General features: G+C 70.8%; 22 protein-coding genes. 13 read left to right on the top strand and 9 right to left on the bottom strand.

Features of this window, described 5'->3' with window-relative positions; translation table 11 throughout:
- Positions 1-140: 140 nt before the first annotated feature.
- A complete protein-coding gene (ilvA, locus tag APAU_RS11105; RefSeq protein WP_006301852.1) occupies positions 141-1,652 on the bottom strand; it encodes a threonine ammonia-lyase, biosynthetic in 1,512 nt (503 codons plus the stop codon).
- Between the two features lie 193 nt (positions 1,653-1,845).
- Positions 1,846-2,274, bottom strand: coding sequence for an FKBP-type peptidyl-prolyl cis-trans isomerase (locus APAU_RS11100; RefSeq protein WP_006301851.1), 429 nt, complete (start codon positions 2,272-2,274; stop codon positions 1,846-1,848).
- Between the two features lie 184 nt (positions 2,275-2,458).
- On the opposite strand from APAU_RS11100, the gene APAU_RS13595 reads away from it, so the two are divergent.
- Positions 2,459-2,758 (top strand): (2Fe-2S) ferredoxin domain-containing protein, encoded by a 300-nt coding sequence (locus tag APAU_RS13595; protein ID WP_006301850.1) that lies wholly within the window; start codon positions 2,459-2,461, stop codon positions 2,756-2,758.
- A gap of 70 nt (positions 2,759-2,828) precedes the next feature.
- On the top strand, positions 2,829-4,013 hold the full coding sequence (locus APAU_RS11090) for an NAD(P)-dependent malic enzyme (RefSeq protein WP_006301849.1): 1,185 nt from the start codon (positions 2,829-2,831) through the stop codon (positions 4,011-4,013).
- Between the two features lie 85 nt (positions 4,014-4,098).
- On the opposite strand, the gene APAU_RS11085 is transcribed toward APAU_RS11090, so the two are convergent.
- Positions 4,099-5,790: a C69 family dipeptidase gene (locus APAU_RS11085; protein WP_006301848.1), complete on the bottom strand. Its 1,692-nt coding sequence runs from the start codon at positions 5,788-5,790 to the stop codon at positions 4,099-4,101.
- A gap of 234 nt (positions 5,791-6,024) precedes the next feature.
- On the opposite strand from APAU_RS11085, the gene APAU_RS14330 reads away from it, so the two are divergent.
- From APAU_RS14330 to APAU_RS11035, 11 genes are all read left to right on the top strand, one after another.
- Positions 6,025-6,150 carry a DNA-3-methyladenine glycosylase I gene (locus tag APAU_RS14330; RefSeq protein WP_232207736.1) on the top strand — a complete coding sequence of 42 codons (126 nt, stop codon included), beginning with the start codon at positions 6,025-6,027 and terminating at the stop codon, positions 6,148-6,150.
- Positions 6,135-6,611, top strand: a complete 477-nt coding sequence (locus tag APAU_RS11080; RefSeq protein WP_232207735.1) for a DNA-3-methyladenine glycosylase I — start codon at positions 6,135-6,137, stop codon at positions 6,609-6,611. Before APAU_RS14330 ends, APAU_RS11080 begins: the two co-directional genes overlap by 16 nt.
- Positions 6,612-6,668: 57 nt before the next feature.
- Complete coding sequence (locus tag APAU_RS11075; protein ID WP_006301847.1) at positions 6,669-8,513, top strand: aldehyde ferredoxin oxidoreductase family protein; 1,845 nt, start codon at positions 6,669-6,671, stop codon at positions 8,511-8,513.
- A gap of 79 nt (positions 8,514-8,592) precedes the next feature.
- Positions 8,593-9,855, top strand: a complete 1,263-nt coding sequence (locus tag APAU_RS11070) for a class II fructose-bisphosphate aldolase (RefSeq protein WP_006301846.1) — start codon at positions 8,593-8,595, stop codon at positions 9,853-9,855.
- A gap of 139 nt (positions 9,856-9,994) precedes the next feature.
- On the top strand, positions 9,995-11,485 hold the full coding sequence (locus APAU_RS14780) for a PAS domain-containing protein (RefSeq protein ID WP_006301845.1): 1,491 nt from the start codon (positions 9,995-9,997) through the stop codon (positions 11,483-11,485).
- 5 nt (positions 11,486-11,490) lie between these two features.
- Positions 11,491-13,023: a DUF342 domain-containing protein gene (locus APAU_RS11060; protein ID WP_006301844.1), complete on the top strand. Its 1,533-nt coding sequence runs from the start codon at positions 11,491-11,493 to the stop codon at positions 13,021-13,023.
- A 28-nt stretch (positions 13,024-13,051) separates the two neighbouring features.
- A complete protein-coding gene (locus APAU_RS11055; RefSeq protein ID WP_006301843.1) occupies positions 13,052-13,582 on the top strand; it encodes a GNAT family N-acetyltransferase in 531 nt (176 codons plus the stop codon).
- Positions 13,569-15,275 (top strand): DEAD/DEAH box helicase, encoded by a 1,707-nt coding sequence (locus APAU_RS11050; RefSeq protein WP_006301842.1) that lies wholly within the window; start codon positions 13,569-13,571, stop codon positions 15,273-15,275. Before APAU_RS11055 ends, APAU_RS11050 begins: the two co-directional genes overlap by 14 nt.
- A complete protein-coding gene (gene mntA, locus APAU_RS14775; RefSeq protein ID WP_006301841.1) occupies positions 15,272-15,697 on the top strand; it encodes a type VII toxin-antitoxin system MntA family adenylyltransferase antitoxin in 426 nt (141 codons plus the stop codon). Before APAU_RS11050 ends, mntA begins: the two co-directional genes overlap by 4 nt.
- Entirely contained in the window at positions 15,694-16,137 is a 444-nt protein-coding gene (hepT, locus tag APAU_RS11040) for a type VII toxin-antitoxin system HepT family RNase toxin (protein ID WP_006301840.1), read from the top strand. Before mntA ends, hepT begins: the two co-directional genes overlap by 4 nt.
- On the top strand, positions 16,134-16,886 hold the full coding sequence (locus APAU_RS11035; protein WP_006301839.1) for a gamma-glutamyl-gamma-aminobutyrate hydrolase family protein: 753 nt from the start codon (positions 16,134-16,136) through the stop codon (positions 16,884-16,886). Before hepT ends, APAU_RS11035 begins: the two co-directional genes overlap by 4 nt.
- On the opposite strand, the gene hisIE is transcribed toward APAU_RS11035, so the two are convergent.
- The 6 genes from hisIE to APAU_RS11005 are packed head-to-tail and all read right to left on the bottom strand — an operon-like array spanning position 16,883 to position 22,040.
- Positions 16,883-17,536, bottom strand: a complete 654-nt coding sequence (gene hisIE / locus APAU_RS11030) for a bifunctional phosphoribosyl-AMP cyclohydrolase/phosphoribosyl-ATP diphosphatase HisIE (RefSeq protein WP_006301838.1) — start codon at positions 17,534-17,536, stop codon at positions 16,883-16,885. The two genes, APAU_RS11035 and hisIE, sit on opposite strands and share 4 nt — an antisense overlap.
- A complete protein-coding gene (hisF, locus tag APAU_RS11025; protein WP_006301837.1) occupies positions 17,533-18,309 on the bottom strand; it encodes an imidazole glycerol phosphate synthase subunit HisF in 777 nt (258 codons plus the stop codon). The genes hisIE and hisF overlap by 4 nt, the downstream gene beginning before the upstream one ends.
- Positions 18,306-19,634 (bottom strand): imidazole glycerol phosphate synthase subunit HisH, encoded by a 1,329-nt coding sequence (gene hisH / locus APAU_RS14310; RefSeq protein ID WP_006301835.1) that lies wholly within the window; start codon positions 19,632-19,634, stop codon positions 18,306-18,308. Before hisH ends, hisF begins: the two co-directional genes overlap by 4 nt.
- Positions 19,631-20,203 (bottom strand): imidazoleglycerol-phosphate dehydratase, encoded by a 573-nt coding sequence (locus APAU_RS11015; protein ID WP_006301833.1) that lies wholly within the window; start codon positions 20,201-20,203, stop codon positions 19,631-19,633. The genes hisH and APAU_RS11015 overlap by 4 nt, the downstream gene beginning before the upstream one ends.
- Positions 20,200-20,847: an ATP phosphoribosyltransferase gene (gene hisG / locus APAU_RS11010; protein WP_006301832.1), complete on the bottom strand. Its 648-nt coding sequence runs from the start codon at positions 20,845-20,847 to the stop codon at positions 20,200-20,202. The genes APAU_RS11015 and hisG overlap by 4 nt, the downstream gene beginning before the upstream one ends.
- Positions 20,841-22,040, bottom strand: coding sequence for an ATP phosphoribosyltransferase regulatory subunit (locus APAU_RS11005; protein ID WP_006301830.1), 1,200 nt, complete (start codon positions 22,038-22,040; stop codon positions 20,841-20,843). The genes hisG and APAU_RS11005 overlap by 7 nt, the downstream gene beginning before the upstream one ends.
- Between the last annotated feature and the right edge of the window lie 7 nt (positions 22,041-22,047).

Genomic DNA, 22,047 nt, shown 5'->3' with positions numbered 1-22,047 from the left:
GGGGTCCCTCCTCCGGATGGGAAGCTGCGCCGGGCTTTTCAGAAGTATAGGTTATTTCGGTGCCGCAGAAAAGTGATGATCGGGGAGATGCCTGCCGAGGCCGGTGGGGCGGCTCGGTCCCTCGGCCCCGGCAGGTCCCCTCATCCCAGGAAGAGTCGGCAGGCGGGGTTGTCCGTCTCCTCCACGTAGGGGTAGCCCAGGTGCTCCAGGAACTCCTGGAAGGCCTCCCCGTCCTCCTCGGGCACCTGGATGCCCGCCAGCACCCGGCCGTAGTCCGCCCCGTGGTTGCGGTAGTGGAACAGGCTGATGTTCCAGTCGCTCCGCAGGTGCTCCAGGAAGCGCATGAGGGCTCCCGGCCGCTCGGGGAACTCGAACCGGAAGAGGCGCTCGTGGTCCGCCGCCGGGGCGTGTCCCCCCACCAGGTGGCGGATGTGGAGCTTCGCCGTCTCGTTGTCCGACAGGTCCAGGGCGGCGATGCCCTTCTCCTTCAGGAGGCGCACCAGCTCTGCCGGTTCCTCCCGGCGCTGGATCTGGAGGCCCACGAAGATGTTGGCGGTGTCGGGATCCCCGTAGCGGTAGTTGAACTCCGTGACGCTGCGGTCCCCCAGGTGGGAGCAGAAGGTGCGGAAGCTCCCGGGGCGCTCGGGGATCAGGGCGGCCAGCACCGCCTCCCGCCGCTCCCCCAGCTCGGAGCGTTCGGAGACGTACCGCAGCCGGTCGAAGTTCATGTTCGCCCCGCTCAGGATGGCCACGTAGGTGCCCCCCCGCAGGCCTTCCCGCTCCAGGTAGGCCTTGGCCCCCGCCACGGAGAGGGCCCCCGCGGGTTCGGTGATGGATCGGGTGTCCTCGAACACGTCCTTGATGGCGGCGCAGATGGCGTCGGTGTCCACCAGGACGATCTCGTCCAGGTACTCCCGGCAGAGCCGGAAGGTCTCCTCCCCCACCTGCTTCACCGCCACCCCGTCGGCGAAGAGCCCCACGTCCTTCAGGGCCACCCGCTCCCCCTTCTCCAGGGACAGGGCCATGGCGCAGGAATCCTCGGGCTCCACCCCGATGATCCGGATCTCCGGGCGGAGGCGTTTCACGTAGGCCGCCACCCCCGCCGCCAGGCCGCCCCCTCCGACGGGGACGAAGATCCCCTCCAGGGGGCCGGGGTGCTGTCGCAGGATCTCCATGGCGATGGTGCCCTGGCCGGCGATGACGTCCGGGTCGTCGTAGGGGTGCACGTAAACCCCCCCGGTCTGCTCCACCACCGTCTTGGCGTGGGCCCCCGCGTCGCTGTAGGAGTCCCCGTGGAGCACCACCCGGCCCCCCCGCCTCGTCACCGCGTCGATCTTGATCTGGGGCGTGGTGACGGGCATGACGATGGTGGCGGCGCAGCCCAGGACCTGGGCCGCCAGGGCCACCCCCTGGGCGTGGTTGCCCGCCGAGGCGGCCACCACCCCCCGGGACCGCTCCTCCGGGGACAGGCGGCTCATCTTGTTGTAGGCTCCCCGGAGCTTGAAGGAGAACACGGGCTGCAGGTCCTCCCTCTTCAGCAGGATGCGGCTGCCCACCCGGGCGGAGAGGGACGAGGCCTCCTCCAGGGGGGTCTCCTGGGCCACGTCGTAGACCCGGGAGGTGAGGATGCGTTCCAGATAGTCGTCGTGCATGGGAACCCTTCCTTCTGGCCCCGGGGGATCCGGGGCGGAGATGATGCAGGGGGAGACCGGGATCATGGGGGAGGATCGACGGTGAGGGGCTCGAGGTTCCCTTGCGATGCGGACCCACTGACCCAACAGGATACCACGGCAGAGGGGGGAGCGAAAAAAAAAGACCCCCGGAGGGGTCCGGGGGATCGGGGTCTCAGGCCTGGAGGATCTCCACCAGGGTGACGTGGAAGTTCAGGTCCTGTCCTGCCAGGCGATGGTTGCCGTCCAGTACCACCTGGTCCTCCTCGAAGCCCGACACGGTGACCACCATGCCCTGTCCCGTGGGCAGGCCCATGCGCACCTGCATCCCCACCTCCGGCTCGAAGGGGAAGGCCCCCTTCTCCACCCGGAACAGCAGGTCCTCCTGCACCGCCCCGTAGGCCTTCTCGCAGGGGATGTGCACGCTCCGGCTCTGTCCCGGCTCCAGCCCCGTCACCGCCTCGTCGAACCCCGGGATCACCTGTCCCGAGGCCACCACGAACTCCAGGGGGTCCCGCCCCTCGGAGCAGTCGAACTGGGTCCCGTCGTCCAGGGTTCCCCGGTAGTGCACCCGCACCTTGTCTCCCGCCTTTGCCTGAGCCATGGATGTCCTCTCCTTCGGAAGCGCCGGTGGGTTCCCGGCGACGTCCCATCCTACCAGGATCGGTCCCGCAGGGCCACAGAGGGGGAACTCCCGGTCCCGGGGGTCGGGAAAACCACCGAGGCGGGGGAGGTTCGGGGGGCGTAGGATAACACAAAGAACCTTTTCAAAAAAGGAGGCGGAGGGCATGGATGCTCGAAAAACAAGATGGGTTGCGGTGCTGGCGGCGCTGGCCCTGGGGATCTTCCTGGCAGGGGCGGCACTCGGGGCGGAGAAGCTCCTGGTCTGCGGGCCCTGCTCCCGATCCTTCCTCCCCGTGGCGGAGAAGGCCGTGGCGGACCTGGGGCTTTCGGGGAAGGTCCAGGTGGCCAAGACCTCCTGCCTGGGGGACTGCGCGGGGGCTCCGGTGCTGGAGTTTCGGGGCCAGGTGTATTCCCGGATGACCGAGGGGAAGCTGAAGGACCTGCTCCGGAAGGCGAAGCTGTAGGCCCCGACGTTGCGGTTCCCTCCCCGGGGGGGTAGGGTACGGGAGACTTTACCTTGTGGGAGGGACCAGCATGAGCGAACCCCGGGACGTCTACGCCCGGTCGTTGGAACTGCATCGGGCCAAGCGCGGCAAGATCCGCATGGAGAGCCGGGTCTCCATCGAGACCCTGGACGACCTGGCCCTGGCCTACACCCCCGGGGTGGCGGAGCCCTGCCGGGAGATCGAGCGGAACCCCGAGGCGCTGTACGAGGTGACCTCCAAGGGGGACTGGGTGGGGGTGGTCACCGACGGCAGCGCCGTCCTGGGGCTGGGGGATATCGGCCCCGCCGCCGCTCTGCCGGTGATGGAGGGGAAGTGCTGTCTCTTCAAGCGCTTCGCGGGCATCGACGCCTTCCCCCTGTGCGTGGACCAGCGGGACCCGGACCTCTTCGTGGACCTGGTGGCCCGGTGCGCCGTCTCCTTCGGGGGCATCAACCTGGAGGACATCGCCGCCCCCCGGTGCTTCGAGATCGAACGAAAGCTCCAGGAGCGTCTGGACATCCCGGTGTTCCACGACGACCAGCACGGCACGGCGGTGATCGTCCTGGCGGGGGTGCGCAACGCCCTGAAGCTGGTGGGCAAGGACCTCTCCCGGGTCCGGGTGGTCATGAACGGCATGGGGGCGGCGGGAAGCGCCATCGCCGCCATGCTGGAGGCGGGGGGAGCCCGGAACCTGGTGTGTTGCGACCGCTTCGGGGTGATGGACCCCCGGGACGACCGGCTCACGGAGCCCCAGAGGGCCCTGGCGGGACGCACCAACCCCGAGGGGATCCGGGGGGACCTGAGTGAGGCCCTTCGGGGGGCGGATCTCTTCGTGGGGGTCTCCCGGGCGGGGCTGGTGACGGAGGCCATGGTGGCCTCCATGGCCCCCCGGGGGGTGGTCTTCGCCATGGCCAACCCCACCCCGGAGATCTTCCCCGACGCCGCCCGGGCCGCCGGAGCGGCGGTGGTGGCCACGGGGCGCAGCGACTTCCCCAACCAGGTGAACAACTGCCTGGGCTTCCCCGGGATCTTCCGGGGAGCCCTGGACGTGCGGGCGACGCGGGTGGACGAGGCCATGAAGCTGGCCGCCGCGGAGGCCCTGTCCGCCCTGATCCCCCAGGGGGAGCTGTGGGAGGATCGGATCCTTCCGGACGCCCTGGACCCCCGGGTGGTGCCCGCCGTGGCCGCGGCGGTGGGGGCGGCGGCCCAGCGCTCCGGCCTGGCCCGGAGGTAGGAACGGTTTTCGAGGATGCAGAAGGGGCGGGGCCTCCCAGGAGGCCCCGCCCCTTCTCGTCCGTTGCGGTCCTTCCCCCGCCGCCCTAGCGCTTCCTGCGGAGGCCCAGAGCGGGGATCAGCAGCAGGAGGAGGAAGGGCGCCAGCCCCGTCACGGAGCAGCCGCTGCTGCCGCTGTCCGGGGCCACGTAGCCCGGCACGTCCTCCGCCCGGGGGGCCTCCCCGGTATGGAAGGTGGGAGCGAAGGTCGCCGCGGCCCCTGCGGGAAGCGCCGCGTCCAGATCGCCCTGGAGCTTCTGGGCCTGGGCGATGGTCCGGGAGGAGAAGAGGGCGGCCTGGTCGTTGAGGTACGAAGCCAGGGCGTCTCCCGTGGCGTTCTTCCTCAGGGCGGAGTCCTGGAAGCGCTCGAAGGACCGGGTCAGCTCGTCCTGGAAGGGATCCCAGTAGCCCCGCAGCCCCGCCTCCAGGTGGGTGCCGTGGGTGTCGTCATGCTCCTGGGCCTTCCTGGAGGAGCCGTAGAAGGACCAGTAGGGGGACTGAGCCTCGGGCTGGTCCGTCCCCAGGGCGAAGGAGGCGGGCAGGGCGGTGAGTCCCTGGCAGAAGGGCAGGTAGACCCCGTCGACCCCGTTGCCCAGGTTCAGCCAGAGGACGTTGCCGATCTCCCCGGGGATCCGAGGGCTCTGGCCCAGTTCCACGATGTGGGACTCCAGATTGGTGCGCACCGCGATGGGCCGGGCCGTGGAGGTGACCCCGGGCTTGGGGTTCTCGTAGGGGGTCCCGGTGTAGTTGTCCGACTTCAGGAAGGCCATGATGTCCTTCTTGGTGATCTTCCGGTCCGGGGCCATGAAGAAGGGGTAAAAGGCCTGCTCCGGGGCCTGGGCCTGGGAGGGGGAGAAGTGGCGGTGTCCCCACCAGACCCGGACGCCGTTGGTCTTCCAGGTCTGGGTGCCGAAGGCCTTGGCCACGTTCAGGCCGTGGGCGCGGACGTAGGCTTCCGTGGTTTCCTCCTCCGGGAGGAGGTGGTGGTCCCGGGCCAGGGCCACCAGGGAGGCGGTCCCCAGGAAGTTCGCGGAGTCGTAGGGGTTGAAGTTGGAGAGCACCTTCTGGTTGGGCACCACGATGTACCGGTCGTCGGGAACCCGGGCGGCTGCCCAGGTCCGGCCCTGGTACTCCACGTACCACACCTCGTCCCGGTCGGCGACGGCGAAGCCCCCCGCCTCCCCGGATCCGAAGGCCTCGATGGCGGCGCCGAAGAGTTCCACCCCCTGGCGGGCCGTGGCGGCCCGGGGGAGAATGATGGAGGGGATCTGGGCCTCCTCGATGAGCCCGTCCAGGGGAATGGCGACCTTGGCGGCGGCGGAGAGCCCCTGGGTCTCCGTGGCGGAGACCGCCACGCCCTTTTCGTTGATCCCCACCTCGTCCATGGGGGTGTATTCCTGGCTGGGGTCTCCGGGGGCTACCTTGGGATCATAGATCCAGTCGGGGACGGAGAAGTAGCGGTAGGTCCGGGTCATGTCCTGGGGGTAGCCCAGCTCCATGCCGCTCCAGAAGGACTGCTTCTCCCCGGAGGCCACGGAACGGGACGGGACCACGAGGAAGTGCTTCGCCCAGCCCGCCCGGTAGTCCTCGTTGCGGGCGATCAGGACGTGCCCCGTGGCGGAGGCGTCCTTGCCCACGAAGACGGAGGTGCAGGCCCAGGCGGGGAAGGCCCATACCAGAAGGCAAAGGGCCGCTCCTGCAAGGCGGGGACAGGAGATGGGAGAGGGTCGGTGGCTCATGATGCGAACTCCTCCTTTCCGGGATGGGGAGGGGGACCGGGTGATCCCACCCTCCGGGGAAGGGAACCTTCCCCGGAGCGAGTATAGAATCCGTGGTGACGGATCGCAAGGAAAACGCGAGGGCCGTCTTCCTTCATAAGGTTGGGTGCCCCTTTGTTCTTTCCATGGGGGGCGAGTCAGGGGGAACGGCTCTGTTTTGTTTCTTTTGTTATTCCGAGAACCGGAGGTGAGGGCTTGACGGGAAAGACGGAGGATCCGGTGCGCTGCCCCTGGCCCGGGGAGGACCCCCTCTACCGGGCCTACCACGACGAGGAATGGGGGGTGCCCCGGCGGGACGAGGGGGGGTGTTCGAACACCTGATCCTGGAGGGCTTCCAGGCGGGGCTCTCCTGGATCCTGGTGCTGCGGCGCCGGGAGGCCCTGCGGGCGGCCCTGGAGGGGTTCGACCCGGTGCGCCTGGCCTCCTGGGGGGAGGAGGATCTGGCCCGGGCCCTCCAGGCTCCGGGGATGATCCGAAACCGCCTCAAGGTGGCGGCGGTACGGGACAACGCCCGGGCGCTTCTCGCCCTCTGGGACCGGGGGGAGTCCCTGTCGGGGCTCTTCTGGGACCCCGTGGGAGGGGTGCCGGAGGTGCACGCCTACCGACTGGGGGAGCCCCTGCCCCCCCACACGGAGGCCTCCCGGTCCCTGAGCCGGGAACTGAAGCGCCGGGGCTTTCGTTTCGTGGGGCCCACGGGGTGTTACTCCGCCATGCAGGCCCTGGGGGTGGTGGACGACCACGCGGTGGAGTGCTTCCGCCACACCGGACGCAGGCAGGGATAGCCGCCCCGAACGACCGGGTGGGGGCCCGGCGGGGCGGGACGAGGGAAGGGGAGGGGCATGGAGACGGTGCGGGTATGGGTGGACCTGACGGAGCGTCGCGTGTGGACCGAGCGGGTGGACGAGCGCACCACCCGGCTGTGGGGGGGCGAAAAGGGCCTGGCCCTGCCGGTGCTGCTGGACCGTTTGAGGGGGGACACGGACCCCCTGGGGGCGGAGAACCCCTTCGTCCTGGCGGCGGGGCTGCTGAACGGCCTGGCCTTCCACGGCACCTGCCGCACCGGGGCCTACGCCCGAAGCCCCCTGGGGAAGGGCATCGGGGAGACGGAGATGGGGGGCTTCTTCGGCCCGGGCCTGAGGCGGCAGGGGGTGGACGCCCTGGTGGTGCTGGGGCGCGCCGAGCGACCCGCGTACCTGTGGGTGGAGGACGGGACCGCCCAGATCCGGGACGCCTCGGACCTGTGGGGACAGGAGACCGGTCCGGTTCTGGAGGCCCTGAAGGGCCGGCACGAAAACCCCACGGCGGTGATGATCGGTCCGGCGGGGGAGCGGCGGGTGCGGTTCGCCTGTCTGGTTCACGACCTGCATCATGCGGGGGGGCGCTGCGGCCTGGGGGCGGTGATGGGCTCCAAGAACCTCAAGGCGGTGGCCTGCCCCGCCCCCAAGGCCCTTCCCCCGGCGGACGCCCCGCTGCTGGGGGAGCTTCAGAAGCTCTTCTCGGGCTGGAAGGACCACCCCGGAGCCTGGGGCCTGAGGGAGAACGGCACCTCCGCCACCCTGGCGGGGCTCAACGCCCTGGGGATGCTCCCCACCCGGAACTTCCGGGAGGGGGTCTTCGAGGGGGCGGGGAACATCGACCACGAGACCTTCAAGTCCCGCTTCCTGGTGGACCGGGGAGGGTGCTTCGCCTGCGCGGTGCGGTGCAAGCGGGTGGCCTCGGGGGGAGACTACGGAGCGGACCCCCTCTACGGGGGGCCGGAGTACGAGACCATCGCCGCCTTCGGGTCCCTCTGCGGGGTGGGGCGCTTCGACCCCATCCTCAAGGCCCACGAACTCTGCAACCGCCTGGGGCTGGACACCATCTCCACGGGCATGGCGGTGGCCTGGCTCATGGAGTGCGTGGAGGAGGGGATCCTCTCTCCCGACGAGGCGGGGGTTCGGGGTTTCGGGGACGAGGCGGGGATGCTGGACCTGATCGGCCGCATCGCCGCCCGGGAAGGGGTGGGGGACCTGCTGGCGGAGGGCACGGAACGGGCCGCCGCCCGGGTGGGCCGGGGCAGCGAACGCTTCGTCCTGACCATCAAGGGGCAGGAGCTGGCCATGCACGACCCCCGGGGCAAGGTGGGGGTGGGGCTGGGGTACGCCCTGGCGGCGGGAGGGGCGGACCACATGCAGGTCCCCTACGACACCCTCTTCACCAACCCGGACTCCTTCGGCTGCGAGGCGGTGAAGTGCCTGGGCATCCTGGACCCCATGGACCTCACGGGCTTCGCCCCCTCCAAGATCTCCGCCCTGGCCACCCTCTGGAACCTCTGGGGAGCCCTGAACCACCTGGGGGGGTGCTACTTCGTCTTCGCCCCCCGGAGCTATTTCCCCCTGCACAAGCTTCCGGAGCTGGTGGAGGCGGGGACGGGCTGGAAGACCTCCCTCCACGAGCTGGTGCGCCTCGGAGCCCGGGGGCACGGGGCGGCGCGGATCCTCAACCGGAGGCTGGGGGTGACGGAAGGGGACGACACCCTGCCGGACCGGATCTTCCAGCCCCTGCCTTCGGGGCCCTTCGCGGACCGGCCCATCTCCCCCGAGGCCTTCCACGAGGCCAAGCGCCTTCTCTACGCCCTTCAGGGATGGGACGAGACGGGGCTGCCCACGGAGGCCACCCGGCGGGACCTGGGGTTGCCCCTCTGACCTTCCGGGGTATCATGGGGGCGGCGCCGACCTTCGGGGCGCCCGGTTGGAAGCACCCGAGAGAAGGGAGAGACCCGTCGTGGATGTGGCAAGCAAGGCATACCAGAACCTGTTGAAGCGCCGTCCCCTCAACGTCCGGGCCCGGTTCGGCAACGAGCCCCTGGGGCTGGTGAGCGGTCGGGACATCGCCTCCGCCATGAACGAGGCGGGAGCCATCGCGCTGGCGGCCAACGCCCGCAACGCCCTGGTCATCAAGGGAGTCCTCAAGGCGGCGAAGAAGCTCGACGCGGCGGTGCTGCTGGAACTGGCCAAGTCGGAATCCACCTACTGCGGCGCCACCTACGAGAACATCCCGGACTACGCCCTGCAGTATTCCGCCGAGCTGGGCCACGGGGTGGTCTTCGGGCTCCACGTGGACCACTACGGCATCAAGGGGCCCGACGACGTCCTCAAGGGGGCCGCCCACCTGGGGCACGTGCTGGCCCGGGGCTTCACCTCCGTGGCCCTGGATGCCTCCCACCTGCCGGACTACGAGAACCTGCGGGCCACCCGGGACCTGGCGGACTGGATCCCCTCGGGCCTCGGCCTGGAGGTGGAGGTGGGAGAGATCAAGGGGGCGGGAGAGCTTTCCACGGTGGAGGAGGCGCTGTACTTCATCGGGGGACTCAACGCCTGGGGGGTCTTCCCGGACTACCTGGCCATCTCCAACGGCAGCCTCCACGGCACCTACGACCCCGCGGCGGGGCAGGTGGAGGGCATCGACCTGGCCCGGACCGTGGAGATCGCCGCCGCCATCGCCCCCTACGGGGTGTCCATCGCCCAGCACGGCATCTCCGGCACCCCCCTGGACAAGGTGGGCACCTTCCGGAACTATGGCATCCGCAAGGGCAACGTGGCCACCCTCTTCCAGAACGTGATCTTCGGCCTGAAGATGGACCCCGCCACGGGCAACGCGGTGATCCAGGACGGGTCCTACGTGAAGGAGCCGGGCCGGGGCATCCCCACGGACCTGTGGAACCAGATCGTGGCCTGGTGCGACGCCAAGGGCTACGGCCGCAAGAGCGGGGACTACAAGAAGGCCAACCTGCCCTTCCACGACCCCATCCTGGACCTGCCCCCCTCGGTGCAGGAACCCATCGTGGAGGAGATCGCCTGGTGGGCGGAGCGGTTCCTGGTCGCCTTCGGCGCCGCGGGCACCGCGGAGCGGGTGATGGAGATCGTCGCCCGCAGGCCGGACCACAACGCCGCGCCGGAGCGGACGATCCTTCACCGACGGGATGCCTTCGGCCCCGGGGCGGCCCCGGGGGGCGGGGTGAAGGGGGAGGGCGACTACAGCGACTAGGTTCGAGAAAACGGGGGAGGGCGACCTCCCCCGTTTCGGTTTGTTCCTTCCTCCAAGGGAGGCTATACTGGTTGCAGGCGGCTTCGACAACGCGGTGAATCGACGGGGTGCGACCGCCTCGCCGCGAGGGGGGAAGAGCATGCAGGGACCTCGGATTCTCCTGGTCTGCGAGGAGGAAAACACCGCTTCCGACCTGGCCGGAAGGCTTCGGGAACTGGGCTACGCGGTTCCGCGGCCCTTCGTCACGGTGCGGGAAGCCCTGGCGGAGCTGGAGGAAGGGGTTCGGCCGGACCTGTTCCTTCTGGACCTGGACCTTCAAGGGGACCTCTCGGGCAAGGTCCTGGCCCGCCTCGTGCGGGAGCGGTTCGACCTGCCGGTGGTCTTTCTGGGGACGGGGGAGCGGGGGGAGGAGGACCCGGAGGAAGTGGACTCCTTCGGCTACCTCGGCAAACCCGTCCGGGATCGGGAGCTGGCGGCGGCCCTCCTCATGGCCCTCCATCGTCGCGACCTGGAGACCCGGCTTCGGGAAACGGAACTCCGGCATCGGGCCTTCCTGGACAACCTGAAGACGGAGGTGGCGGTGTTCCGCCGGGATGCCCAGGGAACCTTCCGCCTCCGGGAACTGAACCGAGCGGCGGAGCGCCGGAGGGGGGAGGATCGGGAGTCCCTGCTGGGCCGGACCTGCGAGGAGTACCTCCCGGAGCTGGGGGACTGGCTGCGGGAGCGGCTTCATCGGGTGGTCCGCTCCGGGAAGGGGGAGGACTTCTCCCTGCCCCTTCGAGAGGATACGGGGGTGCAGTGGCGGGAGGGGGCCGTCTTTCCCCTCCAGGCGGGGGAGGCGGGGGTGCTCTTCCGGGACGTCACGGTCCTCCGACGGCAGACCGAGGCCCTCATGCGCAGCGCCCGGGACCTGACGGAGCGGCTGAGGGAGTGCCGATCCCTGCTGGAGATCGCCCGGACCCTGCAGGAACCCTTTCTAGCCCTGGACGAACGGCTCTGCCGGGCGGCGGAGCTGGTTCCCCGGGCCTTCCGGGCCCCCGAGACCCTGGAGGCCCGGATCCTCCTGGGGGATCGGGAGTATGCCACCCGACACTTCCTGAACACCCCCTGGTCCACCAGCCAGGGGATCTTCGTGGAAGGCGCTCTGGAGGGGGCGGTGGAGGTCTGTCGCCGGACCCTGGAGGAGCCGGACCAGGAGGAGCGCTTCCTGCGGGAGGAGCTGGACTTCCTCCGATCCCTGGCGGGTCTTTTGGGCCAGACGGTGCAGCGGGAACGGGAAATCCGGAGGGCCGAGCAGGTGCGCGACCTGGCCTTTGCGGGGCTTCTCCTGGGGGATCCCTGTGCGGGGGTCCTGCTCCTGGATCCCCAGGGACGGGTCCTGGAGGCGGAGTTCCCGGATCGGGCCCTTCCCGAGGGGCTGCGGCGCATCCAGGGGTGCCGCCTGGACGAGGTGGCCCCGGAAGTGGCGGGATCCCTCCCTGAGGCCTCCCCGGAAGCGGAAGGGGTCCTGTCCCTCTCCCTGGGGGGGGAGGAGGGGGTCCGACCCGGGCGCTGGAGGCGTCTTGGCCGTCCCGAGGCGGGAGAACCCGGGGGCTTCCTCCTGCGCCTGGGTGTCCCGGAGACGAGGTGATCCCCATGGCCCTGGTGGGCGACGACGCGGCGCGACAGAAGCTCCTGGAGGAAAACCTCGACCGGCTTCTGAAGAACCTGGAGGCCTCCTCCCCGGTGGTGGCGAAGGATCTCATCCCTCCGGAGGGAGTGGAGGGGACCTATCGCGTTTCGGTGGCTCCGGACCGCTTCTCTGCCACCGTGGACCTCTTCCCCCCCCTGGGAGGGGGCAAACCCCTGGACTGGATCACCCTGGTGGACGAACTGAACGGCCAGGGCTTCGTGGCCCTCCTGGCGGAGTCCCTGTCCCAGGCGGTGGACCGGTGCAACCAGGGCGCACCCCAGAAGGGCATCCTGGTGGCTCAGGGCATCCCCCCCAAGCTCCCCCGGGAGGCTCGTCTGGAGATCCTCTTCTCCCTGGAGGCGCCCCGGGAGACGGAAGAACCCCCGGAGGACGAGGATTCCCAGGTGGACTACCGGGACCGGGGGCACATCCTGGCGGTCCGGGAGGGAGACCCCCTGGCGATCCTGGAGCCTGCGGAGGCGGGCGTTCCGGGGGTGGACGTCTTCGGCATCCCCGTCCCCGTGGAGCCGCCCCAGGACGTCCGCCTCCTTCCCGGCAAGGGGGTGATCCTGGGGGAGGACGGGAAGACCTTCGTGGCCACCCAGACGGGGCAGCCGGTGCTGGACGGGGCGGTGCTGCGGGTGGACCCGGTGTACGTGGTCTCGTCGGACGTGGACCTGGGCACGGGAAACGTGGTCTTCGAGGGCAGCGTCCTGGTGCGGGGAAACGTGCGGGAGGGCTTCGTGGTCACTGCGGGGGTGGATCTGGAGGTCTTCGGGAACGTGGAGGGAGCGAGGCTTCAGGCGGCCCGGGACGTGGTGATCCACGGGGGGCTCCTGGGGCAGGGCGCCAGCGTGGAGGCGGGGCGGGACGTGAAGGCCCGCCACGTGGAGCACGGCAAGGTCTATGCGGACCGGGACATCCTGGTGACCCAGTATGCCCTCCACGGTTCCCTCTTCGCCTGCGGTTCCATCCTCTTCCAGGGACGCAAAGGGGTCATCGGGGGGAGCCTGGAGGCCTACGACCGCATCGACGTCTTCACCGCCGGGACCCCCTTGGGCACCAAGACCCACCTCCTGGCGGGGTCCCACTTCCGGGTCCGCCAGCAGCTCGGGGGCGTCCGGGAGCGGTCGGAGGACCTGGAGGCTCAGACCGCCAGGATCGGCTCGGTGATCAAGACCACCCTGGCGCGGTATACTCGGGACGGTCGCCCTACCCTGCCTCCGGAGTTGGCGGATCGGATGGAGAAGCTCCTGGCCCACTACAACAAACTGGTGGAGGAGGCCCGGGCCCTGGAGGGACGGCGACACGCCCTGGAGGGACTCCTGCGCCCCCAGACCTCCAACAAGGGGATCATCAAGATCCGGGGCACCGTGTACCCCGGCGTCCTGGTGGAGATCCGGGGCAAGAAGCGGGAGATCCTGGACAAACAGCGCTTCGTCAGCTTCTATCTTGACCAGGACCAGCAGGAACTCACCTTCGGTCCCTACCAGTAGAGAACGCACCACAACGGGAGGCTGTGCCGTGGCAAGCGAATGGCTCGACGACCCCATCCACATACGGGAAGCCCGCTCGGGGGAGGCGGAGGACCTCTCCGACGTGGCCTACCGCTCCAAGGGCTACTGGGGCTACAACCCCGAGACCCTGGACCAATGGGCGGGGCCCCTGACCGTCACCGAGGAGTACCTGGAGGCCAACCCCACCTTCGTGGCCTACGAGGAGGACGACGAGGAGCGCATCCTGGGCTTCTGCGCCCTCCTGTGCGACCAGGGCCGCTGGGAGCTGGACCACATGTGGGTCATCCCCGAGGCCATCGGAAGGGGCATCGGCGCCCGGCTCTTCCTCCGGGCCTGCGAGGAGGCGGAGCTTCTGGGGGCGTCTTCCCTGTGGATCCTCTCGGACCCCAGCGCCGAGGGCTTCTACAAGCACATGGGGGCGGTGCGCATCGACCAGCAGACCACGGTGGTGGACGGCACCGAACGCATCCTTCCCATCCTCTCCCTCCGGCTGACCACGGAGGGTCCCGAGGACCCCGTTCCCCATGACCCGGCGTAGGCGCAAGCCCGCCGAGACGGAGCCCTCTCTCCCCCCCCTGACGGAGGAGGACCTCCATACGGGAGACTCGGTCTGCGAGGCTCCGGAAGGCTCCTCCCTCTTCTACCCCTGGCAGGAACGGGCGGTGGAGGCCCTGGAGGGCAGGAGCGCCATCCTCTCCGCCCCCACGGGAAGCGGCAAGACCTGGGTGGCCTACCGCTGGGCGGGGCTCATGGACCGGGAGGGGAACGCCCAGATGCCCCCCGGACGGGTCATCTTCACCGCCCCCATCAAGGCCCTATCCAACGAACGCTACCTGGACCTCAAACGCATGGGCTTCGACGTGGGGCTGGAGACGGGGGACTTCAAGAAGAACGCCGGGGCGGAGGTCCTCTGCTGCACCCAGGAGATCTACACCCTCAAGTACTGCCGCGTCCCCCACCAGCGGGTGGTGGTGGACGAGTTCCACTACATCTTCAACGACTCCGAACGCACCCGGGCCTACATCGACGGCATCCGGGGCACCCAGCCCTCCACGGAACTCCTCGTCATGTCCGCCACCTTCGGCAACCCCGACAACGTGAAGAACTACCTCCAGGAGATGGCCCGGCGGGACTTCGTCCTCTACGAGACCAAGGAACGGGTCACGAAGCTGGTGTTCCGCCGCAAGGGGGTGCGCTACGCCCACATCCACGACGCCCTGGTGTTCGTGTTCTCCAAGAAGGGCGTGGACTTCCTGGCCCAGGAGATCGCCAAGAGCCGCAAGAAGATCTCCCGGGAGGACCGGGCCCGGCTTCGGGAGATGGCGGAGATCCTGGAGGTGCGCCGCGTTCCCGAGGTGCTCCTCCGGGGAGTGGGGGTCTACTACGGCAGCCTCCTGCCCAAGGAGAAGCTGCTGGTGGAGATGGCCTTCCGGGAGCGCATCCTGGACGTGGTGGTGGGCACCGACGCCCTCTCCCTGGGGGTGAACCTCCCGGCGGAGACGGTGGTGTTCGGCCAGATGGCCAAGTTCGTGGACGGCCCCCTCACCCGCAACGAGTTCCTCCAGATGTCCGGCCGGGCGGGGCGCAAGGGTTTCTTCGACACGGGGTACGTCACCTTCGTCCCCAAGAGCCGCTGCGAGCACTTCGACTTCGACACGGAGACCCTCTACCGGGAGATCCTCACCGCCTCCCCGGAGCCCGCCCGCATCCGCCTGCGTCCCTCCGTGGGGATGCTGCTGCGCAAGGAGCGCACCCCGGAGCAGGAGGCCCGGATGGTCTCCACCTGCTCCCTGCCCCCCCGTCCCTACCCGGAGGTGCTCCAGGAGGTGGACGACCTGATCCAGCTCCTGAACCGCACCATCAACCTGGTGAAGGACCCCAAGACCCGCCGCCGCCTCCGCAAGGCCCTGGCGGACCTGTGGTTCGACGAGATGAGCGTGGCCGCCAACATCGCCGTGGCCCACCTGTTCCTGCGGGAAGAGTCCCCTGAGGCCCTGGACGTGGCCCAGATCCTCCGCCGGGAGGAGCGCAACTACCTCCAGGCCCTCCTGAAGGTGAAGCGCTACGCCAACCGCATGCCCGAGGAGTACCGCCTCACGGGACTGGAGGCCATCGACGAGGCCGTGGACGCTCTGGACGCCACGGTGTTCGGCTTCGAGGACAAGCTCCGGCGGCTTCAGGTCACCGAGGACTCCTGGGCCTTCGAGGACGACGAGGCGGGCAGCCTGTGACCCCTTTGCTGAAGGAGGCTCGGTCCCGCCTGGAGGAAACGTTGCTTGCGGCCTTTCCGGACCTCCAGGGGGTCTATCTCTTCGGCTCCGCCGCCTCGGGAGCCCCGAGGGAGGACAGCGATGTGGACCTGGGGCTGCTCCTGCCCCCGGGAGGTCTCCCCCCGGATCCCTGGAAACTCGGGGAGACCGGAGCCCGCCTGGAGGGGATCCTGGGACGACCCGTGGATCTGGTGGACCTGCGGAGGGCGGACACGGTGTTCCGGCACCAGGTGGTCTCCACGGGGCGGCTCCTCCTGGTCCGGGATCCGAGGGCGGCGGCGGAGTTCGAGATGCTCACCCTGTCCTTCTACCAGAAGCTCAACGAGGAACGGCGGGAGATCCTGGAGGAGATCCGCCGCACCGGGAGGGTGCTCCATCCATGACCGACGACGTGGTGCTGAACAAGAAGGAGAGCGTGGAGCGCTGCGTGCGCCAGATCCGGAACTACTGGTCCCTGCCCTCTGAGGTCCCCTTCGAGAGGGACCATCTCCGGCAGGACGCCATCGCCCTGAACCTCCAGAGGGCGGCGGAACAGTGCATCGACCTGGCGAACCACGCCGTGCGGGTGCGCCGCCTGGGCATCCCCAAGGACAGCCGGGAGGGGTTTTTCCTCCTGGCCCGGGAGGGGCTTATCCCCTCCCGCCTGGCCTCCCTGATGGCAGGGATGGTGGGGTTTCGCAACGTCCTGGTGCACCAGTACCAGGAGCTGGACCTGGCGGTCCTGACCGAGGTGGTGGAGCACCGGCTGGAGGACCTGCTGGAGTTCACCGATTGGATCCTGCGGTTAGAGGACCGGAAGGAGAAAGAGGAGGAGACCCCGTGAAACCTCTCATTGCCGTCTCGTGTCACGAACTGGACGCCCCGGAGCTGGCCCGGGGGATGGAGGCCCTCCAGGGGGATCGGGGGGCCACGTTTATGCTGCTGTGGGAGCTTTACGCGGGGATCTTCGACGGGGTGGCCCGGGCGGGGGGCGTGCCCGTCAGCCTCTCCTGCACCCACGGAACCGAGGACGCGCTCCTTGCGGCGGACCGGTTCGACGGGTTCCTCCTCAGCGGCGGGGCGGACCTGGACCCGGCACGGTATGGCCAGGCCATGGGGGGAAGCCGGAACATCAGCCCCCGGCGGGACGCCTTCGAGGCGGCCCTGCTGGAGGCGGCCCTGAAGCGGCGCAAGCCCGTCTTCGCCATCTGCCGGGGGCTCCAGCTGGTCAACGCCGTCCTGGGGGGCACCCTGATCCAGGACCTGGCCTCGGTGGGGGGGCCCGCAGCCGTCCACCCGATCTGCGATTTCCCTTCGGACAAACGGGTCCACCGGGTGGACCTGGAGCCGGGAAGCCTGGCCGCCTCCCTCCTGGGGCCTTCCTTCGAGGCCAACAGTCTGCACCACCAGGGGGCGGACCGCATCGGCCGGGGCCTCCGGGTGACCGGGCGGGCCCCCGACGGGGTGGTGGAGGCCCTGGAGAGCACGGGGTCCTCCTTCCTCCTGGGGGTGCAGTGGCACCCCGAAAGCCTGGCGGCGGAGGACCCCGCCCAGCAGGGCCTCTTCGACGCCTTCGTCCGGGCCTGCTCCTAGGCCGGGGCCCCTTCCCGGATCTGGGGGCGGGGAGACCTGCGGTGCCGGTCCTCCAGGACGGACAGCACGTCCCGCAGGGGCACCTCCAGGGAGCGGGCGGCCACCAGCAGGTGGTAGAGCAGGTCCGCCGCCTCCTCCCGGAACCGCTCCCGGTCCTCCAGGGCCGTGGCCAGGGCGGTCTCCACCCCCTCTTCCCCCACCTTCTGGGCCACCCGGGCGGTCCCGGCGGCCAAAAGCCGGGCGGTGTAGCTTCCCGGGTCTCCCGAGGCGGCCCGGTCGGCCAGGATGCGCTCCAGCCGCCCCAGGAAGAGCCCCGTCTCCCCCCCCTCTCCGGCGAGGGATCGGAAGAAGCAGGTCTCCTCCCCGGTGTGGCAGGCGGGGCCCGCGGGCTCCACCAGGGCCAGCAGGGTGTCCCCGTCGCAGTCCCCCTTCAGCTCCACCAGGGTCAGGGTGTTCCCGCTGGTCTCCCCCTTGCGCCACAGTTGCCCCCGGGAGCGGCTGTAGAAGGTGAGCTGCCCCGTCTCCAGGGTGGCGTCCAGGGCCTCCCGGTTCGCCCAGGCCACCATGAGGACCCGCCCCGTTCGGGCGTCCTGGGCCACCACGGGGATGAGCCCCCGTTCGTCGAAGATCAGTCCCTCCCACCGGCTCATGCCCTCTCCCCTTTCCCGACGGGGCGCACCGCCACGCCCTGCGCCGCCAGATAGTCCTTCAGGTCCCCCAGGGGGATGCGGCGGTAGTGGAACACCGATGCGGCCAGCAGGCCGTCCGCCCCCGCCCGGGCCCCCTCCAGGAAGTGCTCCGCCTTCCCCGCCCCCCCGGAGGCGATCAGGGGTACGGAAACGGCCTCCCGCACCGCCCGGAGGAGGGGCAGGTCGTAGCCTTCCGTGGTGCCGTCCCGGTCCATGGAGGTGAGAAGCACCTCTCCGGCCCCGGCGGCCACCCCCCGGCGGATCCAGTCCAGGGCGTCCAGCCCCGTGGGGGTCCGGCCCCCCTCCACCACCACCTCCCAGGCCCCCGGTCGGGTCTGTTTCACGTCCACCGCCAGCACCACCGCCTGACGGCCCAGCAGGCGGGCGCAGCCCCCCAGCAGGTCCGGATCCCGCACCGCCGCGGTGTTCAGGCTCACCTTGTCCGCCCCCAGGGCCACCAGCTCCCGGGCCTGGACGGGGTCCGAGATGCCCCCCCCCACGGTGAAGGGGATGTCCAGCTCCTCCGCCACCCGGGCCACCCACTCGGTGCGGGTGCGCCGCCGGTCCGCGCTGGCGGAGATGTCCAGGAACACCAGCTCGTCCGCCCCCTCGTCCCGGTAGGCCCGGCCCAGGGCCGCCGGGTCCCCCGCGTCGATCAGGTTTCGGAACTGGACCCCCTTGACCACCCGACCCCCCTGCACGTCCAGGCAGGGGAGGATACGCACCAGGCTCACCAGACATCGCTCCCTTCCAGGGCCTCCAGGGCCCGCGGCAGATCCAGCCGTCCCTCGTAGAGGGCCCGACCCGCCACGGCGGCCTCGGCACCCAGGTCTCGGAGGGCCAGCAGGTCCCCCAGCCCCGAGACTCCCCCCGCGGCCACGATGCGGTGCCGCTTCGCCAGGGTCCGGTACAGGTCCAGGTCCGGTCCCCCCAGGAGGCCGTCCCGGTCCACGGCGGTGACGAAGAACCGGCCGTACCCTGCCAGAGCCAGGTCCACCAGGGTCTCCTCGGGGGTACGGCCCGTGGTCTCCCGCCAGCCCGACACCGCCACCCGGCCTCCCTTCACGTCCACCGCCGGCACCAGGGCCTCCCCGAAGGTTTCCCGGAGCCGGGCGGGCTGGTCCGGGTCCCGGAAGAGCAGGCTGCCCACCAGGACCCGGTCTGCCCCCGCGTCCAGGGCGGCCCGGATCGCCTCGGGGGTGCGCAGCCCCCCGCCGAACTGGAGGAAGAACCCCAGGCCCCCCAGGCGCTCCAGGACCTTCAGGTGCCGGGGAGCCCCCTCCCGGGCCCCCTGGAGGTCCACCACGTGGAGGTGGGTGGCCCCGCAGTCCCGGAAGCGTCGCGCCGTCTCCAGCGGGTCCCCCCCGTAGTCCGTGGGGCGGTCGAAGTCCCCCCCCTCCAGGCGCACCACCCGTCCTCCGTCCAGGTCGATGGCGGGGAAGAGGATCATGGCCGTCCCTCCAGCAGGTCCAGGAGGCCCCCCAGGAGCCGGGCCCCCTCGGGGCCGCTGCGCTCCGGGTGGAACTGGCACCCCAGCACCCGTCCCCGCCCCGCCAGGGCGGTGAAGGTCCGGTCCTCCTCGGTGCACTCCCCCAGGGTGTCCGGTCCCGGGGGCAGGGCGTAGCCGTGGACGAAGTAGAAGCACCCCGCCTCCTCCCCCGTCCGCCCCAGGGGGGGGAAGGTCCCGGGTCCAGCGGACGCGGTTCCACCCCATGTGGGGGCACCGGGCCGTACCCAGGGGCTCCACGGTGCCCTCCAGAAGCCCCAGGCCCCGGTGGTCCCCGTCCTCCCGGCTTCCCTGGCAGAGAAGCTGCATCCCCAGGCAGATGCCCAGGAGGGGGCGCCCCGCCCCCGCCCAGGCGGCCAGGGCGTCGAACCACCCCGTCTCCCGCAGGGACGCGACGGCGGGGCCGAAGGCCCCCACCCCGGGGAGGAGGATCAGGTCCGCCCCCTCCAGCCCCTCGGGGCGGGAGAACACCTCGCAGGGTCGCCCCAGACGCCGCAGCCCCCGGCGGACGTTCTCCAGGTTTCCCGCCCCGTAGTCCACCAGGGCGATCACGGGGTCACGTCCTTGCTGCTGACGGGGCCCTCGGAGGGGGTCAGGGCCTGACGCAGCGCCCGGCCCAGCCCCTTGAAGACCGCCTCGGCGGCGTGGTGCCCGTTGTCCGCCGCCAGGAGGGCCGCGTGGAGGGTGATGCGTCCCTCCCGGGCGAGGGCGGTCAGGAACTCCGGCACCAGCTCCAGATCGAAGTCCCCACAGGAGGGAACCGGGAAGGTCCCCTCCCAGGACAGCCCTCCCCGACCGGAGAGGTCCAGGGCCACCCGGGCCAGGGAGCCATCCATGGGGAGCAGGCACCAGCCGTACCGCTCCCGGGGCTCGGAGCGGGCCAGCTCTCCCAGGGCCTCCCCCAGGACGATGCCCAGGTCCTCCGTGAGGTGGTGGGCGTCCACCTGCACGTCCCCCCGGGCCTGGACCTCCAGGTCGAACCGGCCGTGGAAGGCCAGAAGCTCCAGCATGTGGGCCAGGAAACCGCAGGGCAGGTCCAGGCGGCAGGTGCCCCCGCCGGGGTGGGTCAGGGCCAGGGCCACGTCGGTTTCCCGAGTGGTCCGGCGGCGTTGGATCCTCACGGACGTCTCCTCCTCTCGCAGGCGCGGGCGATGCGTTCCGTCACGTCCTCCAGGGCCTCCCAGGCCAGTTGGGAGGCGGCGAGGCTGGACACCAGGCGCAGGGACACGGGGAAGAACTCCTCCAGCACCACCAGGCCGTTGGCCTTGAGGGTGGTGCCCGTCTGGACGATGTCCAGGATGCAGTCCGCGATCCCCAGAGCGGGGGCGATCTCCACGGAGCCGTGGAGGGGCACGGTGCGCACCTGGATGCCCCGGAGGGCGAACTCCCGCTCCGCCGTGCGGGGGTACTTGGTGGCCACCCGCAGGCCCATGCGCTCGCTCTCGTGGCCGCAGAACCGCTCCGCCAGGGCGGGGGGCCCCGCCACGGCCATGCGGCAGCGGCCCTCCCCCGTGTCCAGCAGCTCCAGCAGCTCCGCCCCGGACTCCACGATCACGTCGGTGCCCCCGAAGCCCAGGTCCGCCGCCCCGTAGTGCACCAGGGTGGGCACGTCCGTGGGCTTGGCCAGAAGGTAGCGGAAGTCCCCGCAGCGGAACTCCAGGTTCCGTCCCGGCCGGAGCAGGGGCTCCGCGGGGAGCCCCCCCTCCAGGAGCAGGGCGGTGCAGGCCTCCAGGGAGCGTCCCGTGGGCAGGGCCAGGGTCAGCACGATCCCACCTCCCCGTAGAAGGTCTCCAGGGACTGGGACGTCTCGTCCCCCAGGCGCAGCGCCGAGCCCTCGGAGGGGTCCACCCACCAGGGGACCCCCCGAAGCCTGGCCAGTTCCAGGGAGGCGGAGCGTCGGGGATGCCAGCTCAGCTCCGCCCGGATCCCCCGGGCCTCCAGCTCCCGGGAGAAGGCCAGCCCCGAGGCGGGGGAGGCGGTGCCGCACCACACCAGGGCGTCGCAGGGGGCGGGCCCTCGGGGCACCGCCCGGCCCAGGGCCTCCAGCTCCAGGGCGAAGCCCACCGCCTGGCCCACCAGCCCCAGGTCCGCCAGGAGGCGGTCGTAGCGTCCCCCGCCTCCCAGGGGGGTCCCTCCGGGGGTCCCGTAGGCCTGGAAGAGGGGGCCGCTGTAGTAGCCCAGGTCCCGGATGAAGCCCAGGTCGTAGCGCAGCCGGTGTCCGTAGCCCAGCTCCGTCAGGGTGCTCCCCAGGCGCCGAAGGGGCTCCAGTCCTTCCGGGTCGTCCATGAGCCCGGCCGCCCGGTCCAGCACCTCCGGGCCCCCCTTCAGGCGGGGAAGGCGCCTCAGGGCCTCCGCCCGGTCCTCCTCCAGCCCCTCCAGGAGCCGGTCGTACCGGGTGAGGGAGCCCTCCTGCAGGGCCTCCACCAGCCCCCGGGCGCGGGGGGGCGGCAGTCCCCGGAAGGTGCGGGCCACCAGGGAGGCGTCCCCCAGCACCAGGACGCTTTCGGGCAGGTCCAGCCGGTCCAGGAGGCGCAGCAGCAGGTGGGCCACCTCCGCGTCCGCTCCCTCCCCCTCCCAGCCCAACAGCTCCAGCCCCACCTGGTAGGATTCAAAGGTCTCCTCCGGGGGCGAGGGGGTGAGGAACACCCGGTCGGCGTAGCACAGCCGAAGGGGGCGCTCCTGGGGGAGGTGGTGCGCCGCCAGGTAGGCCACCGCCGCCAGGGTCAGGTCCGCCCGCAGGGCGCAGGGTTCCCCGTGGGGAGAGGTCAGCGCCAGGACCTGGCGCATCCGTGTGGGGGAGAGGCGTCCCTGCAGGTCCTCCAGGCGCTGGAGGGAGGAGGCGCAGAAGGGGCGGTAGCCGTGGCGGGAGAAGAGATCCAGGGCCTCGGTGCGGCACCGTTCGATCCGGGAGGCCAGGGAGCCTCCCCGGGTGGCGCAGCCCTTAGGGGTTCGGAGCATGGCCCCC

Source organism: Aminomonas paucivorans DSM 12260, assembly GCF_000165795.1.
In the GTDB taxonomy this organism is placed as follows: domain Bacteria; phylum Synergistota; class Synergistia; order Synergistales; family Synergistaceae; genus Aminomonas; species Aminomonas paucivorans.
Note: the sequence above shows the minus strand (reverse complement) of the source record. Positions and strands in the feature narration are given on the sequence as shown.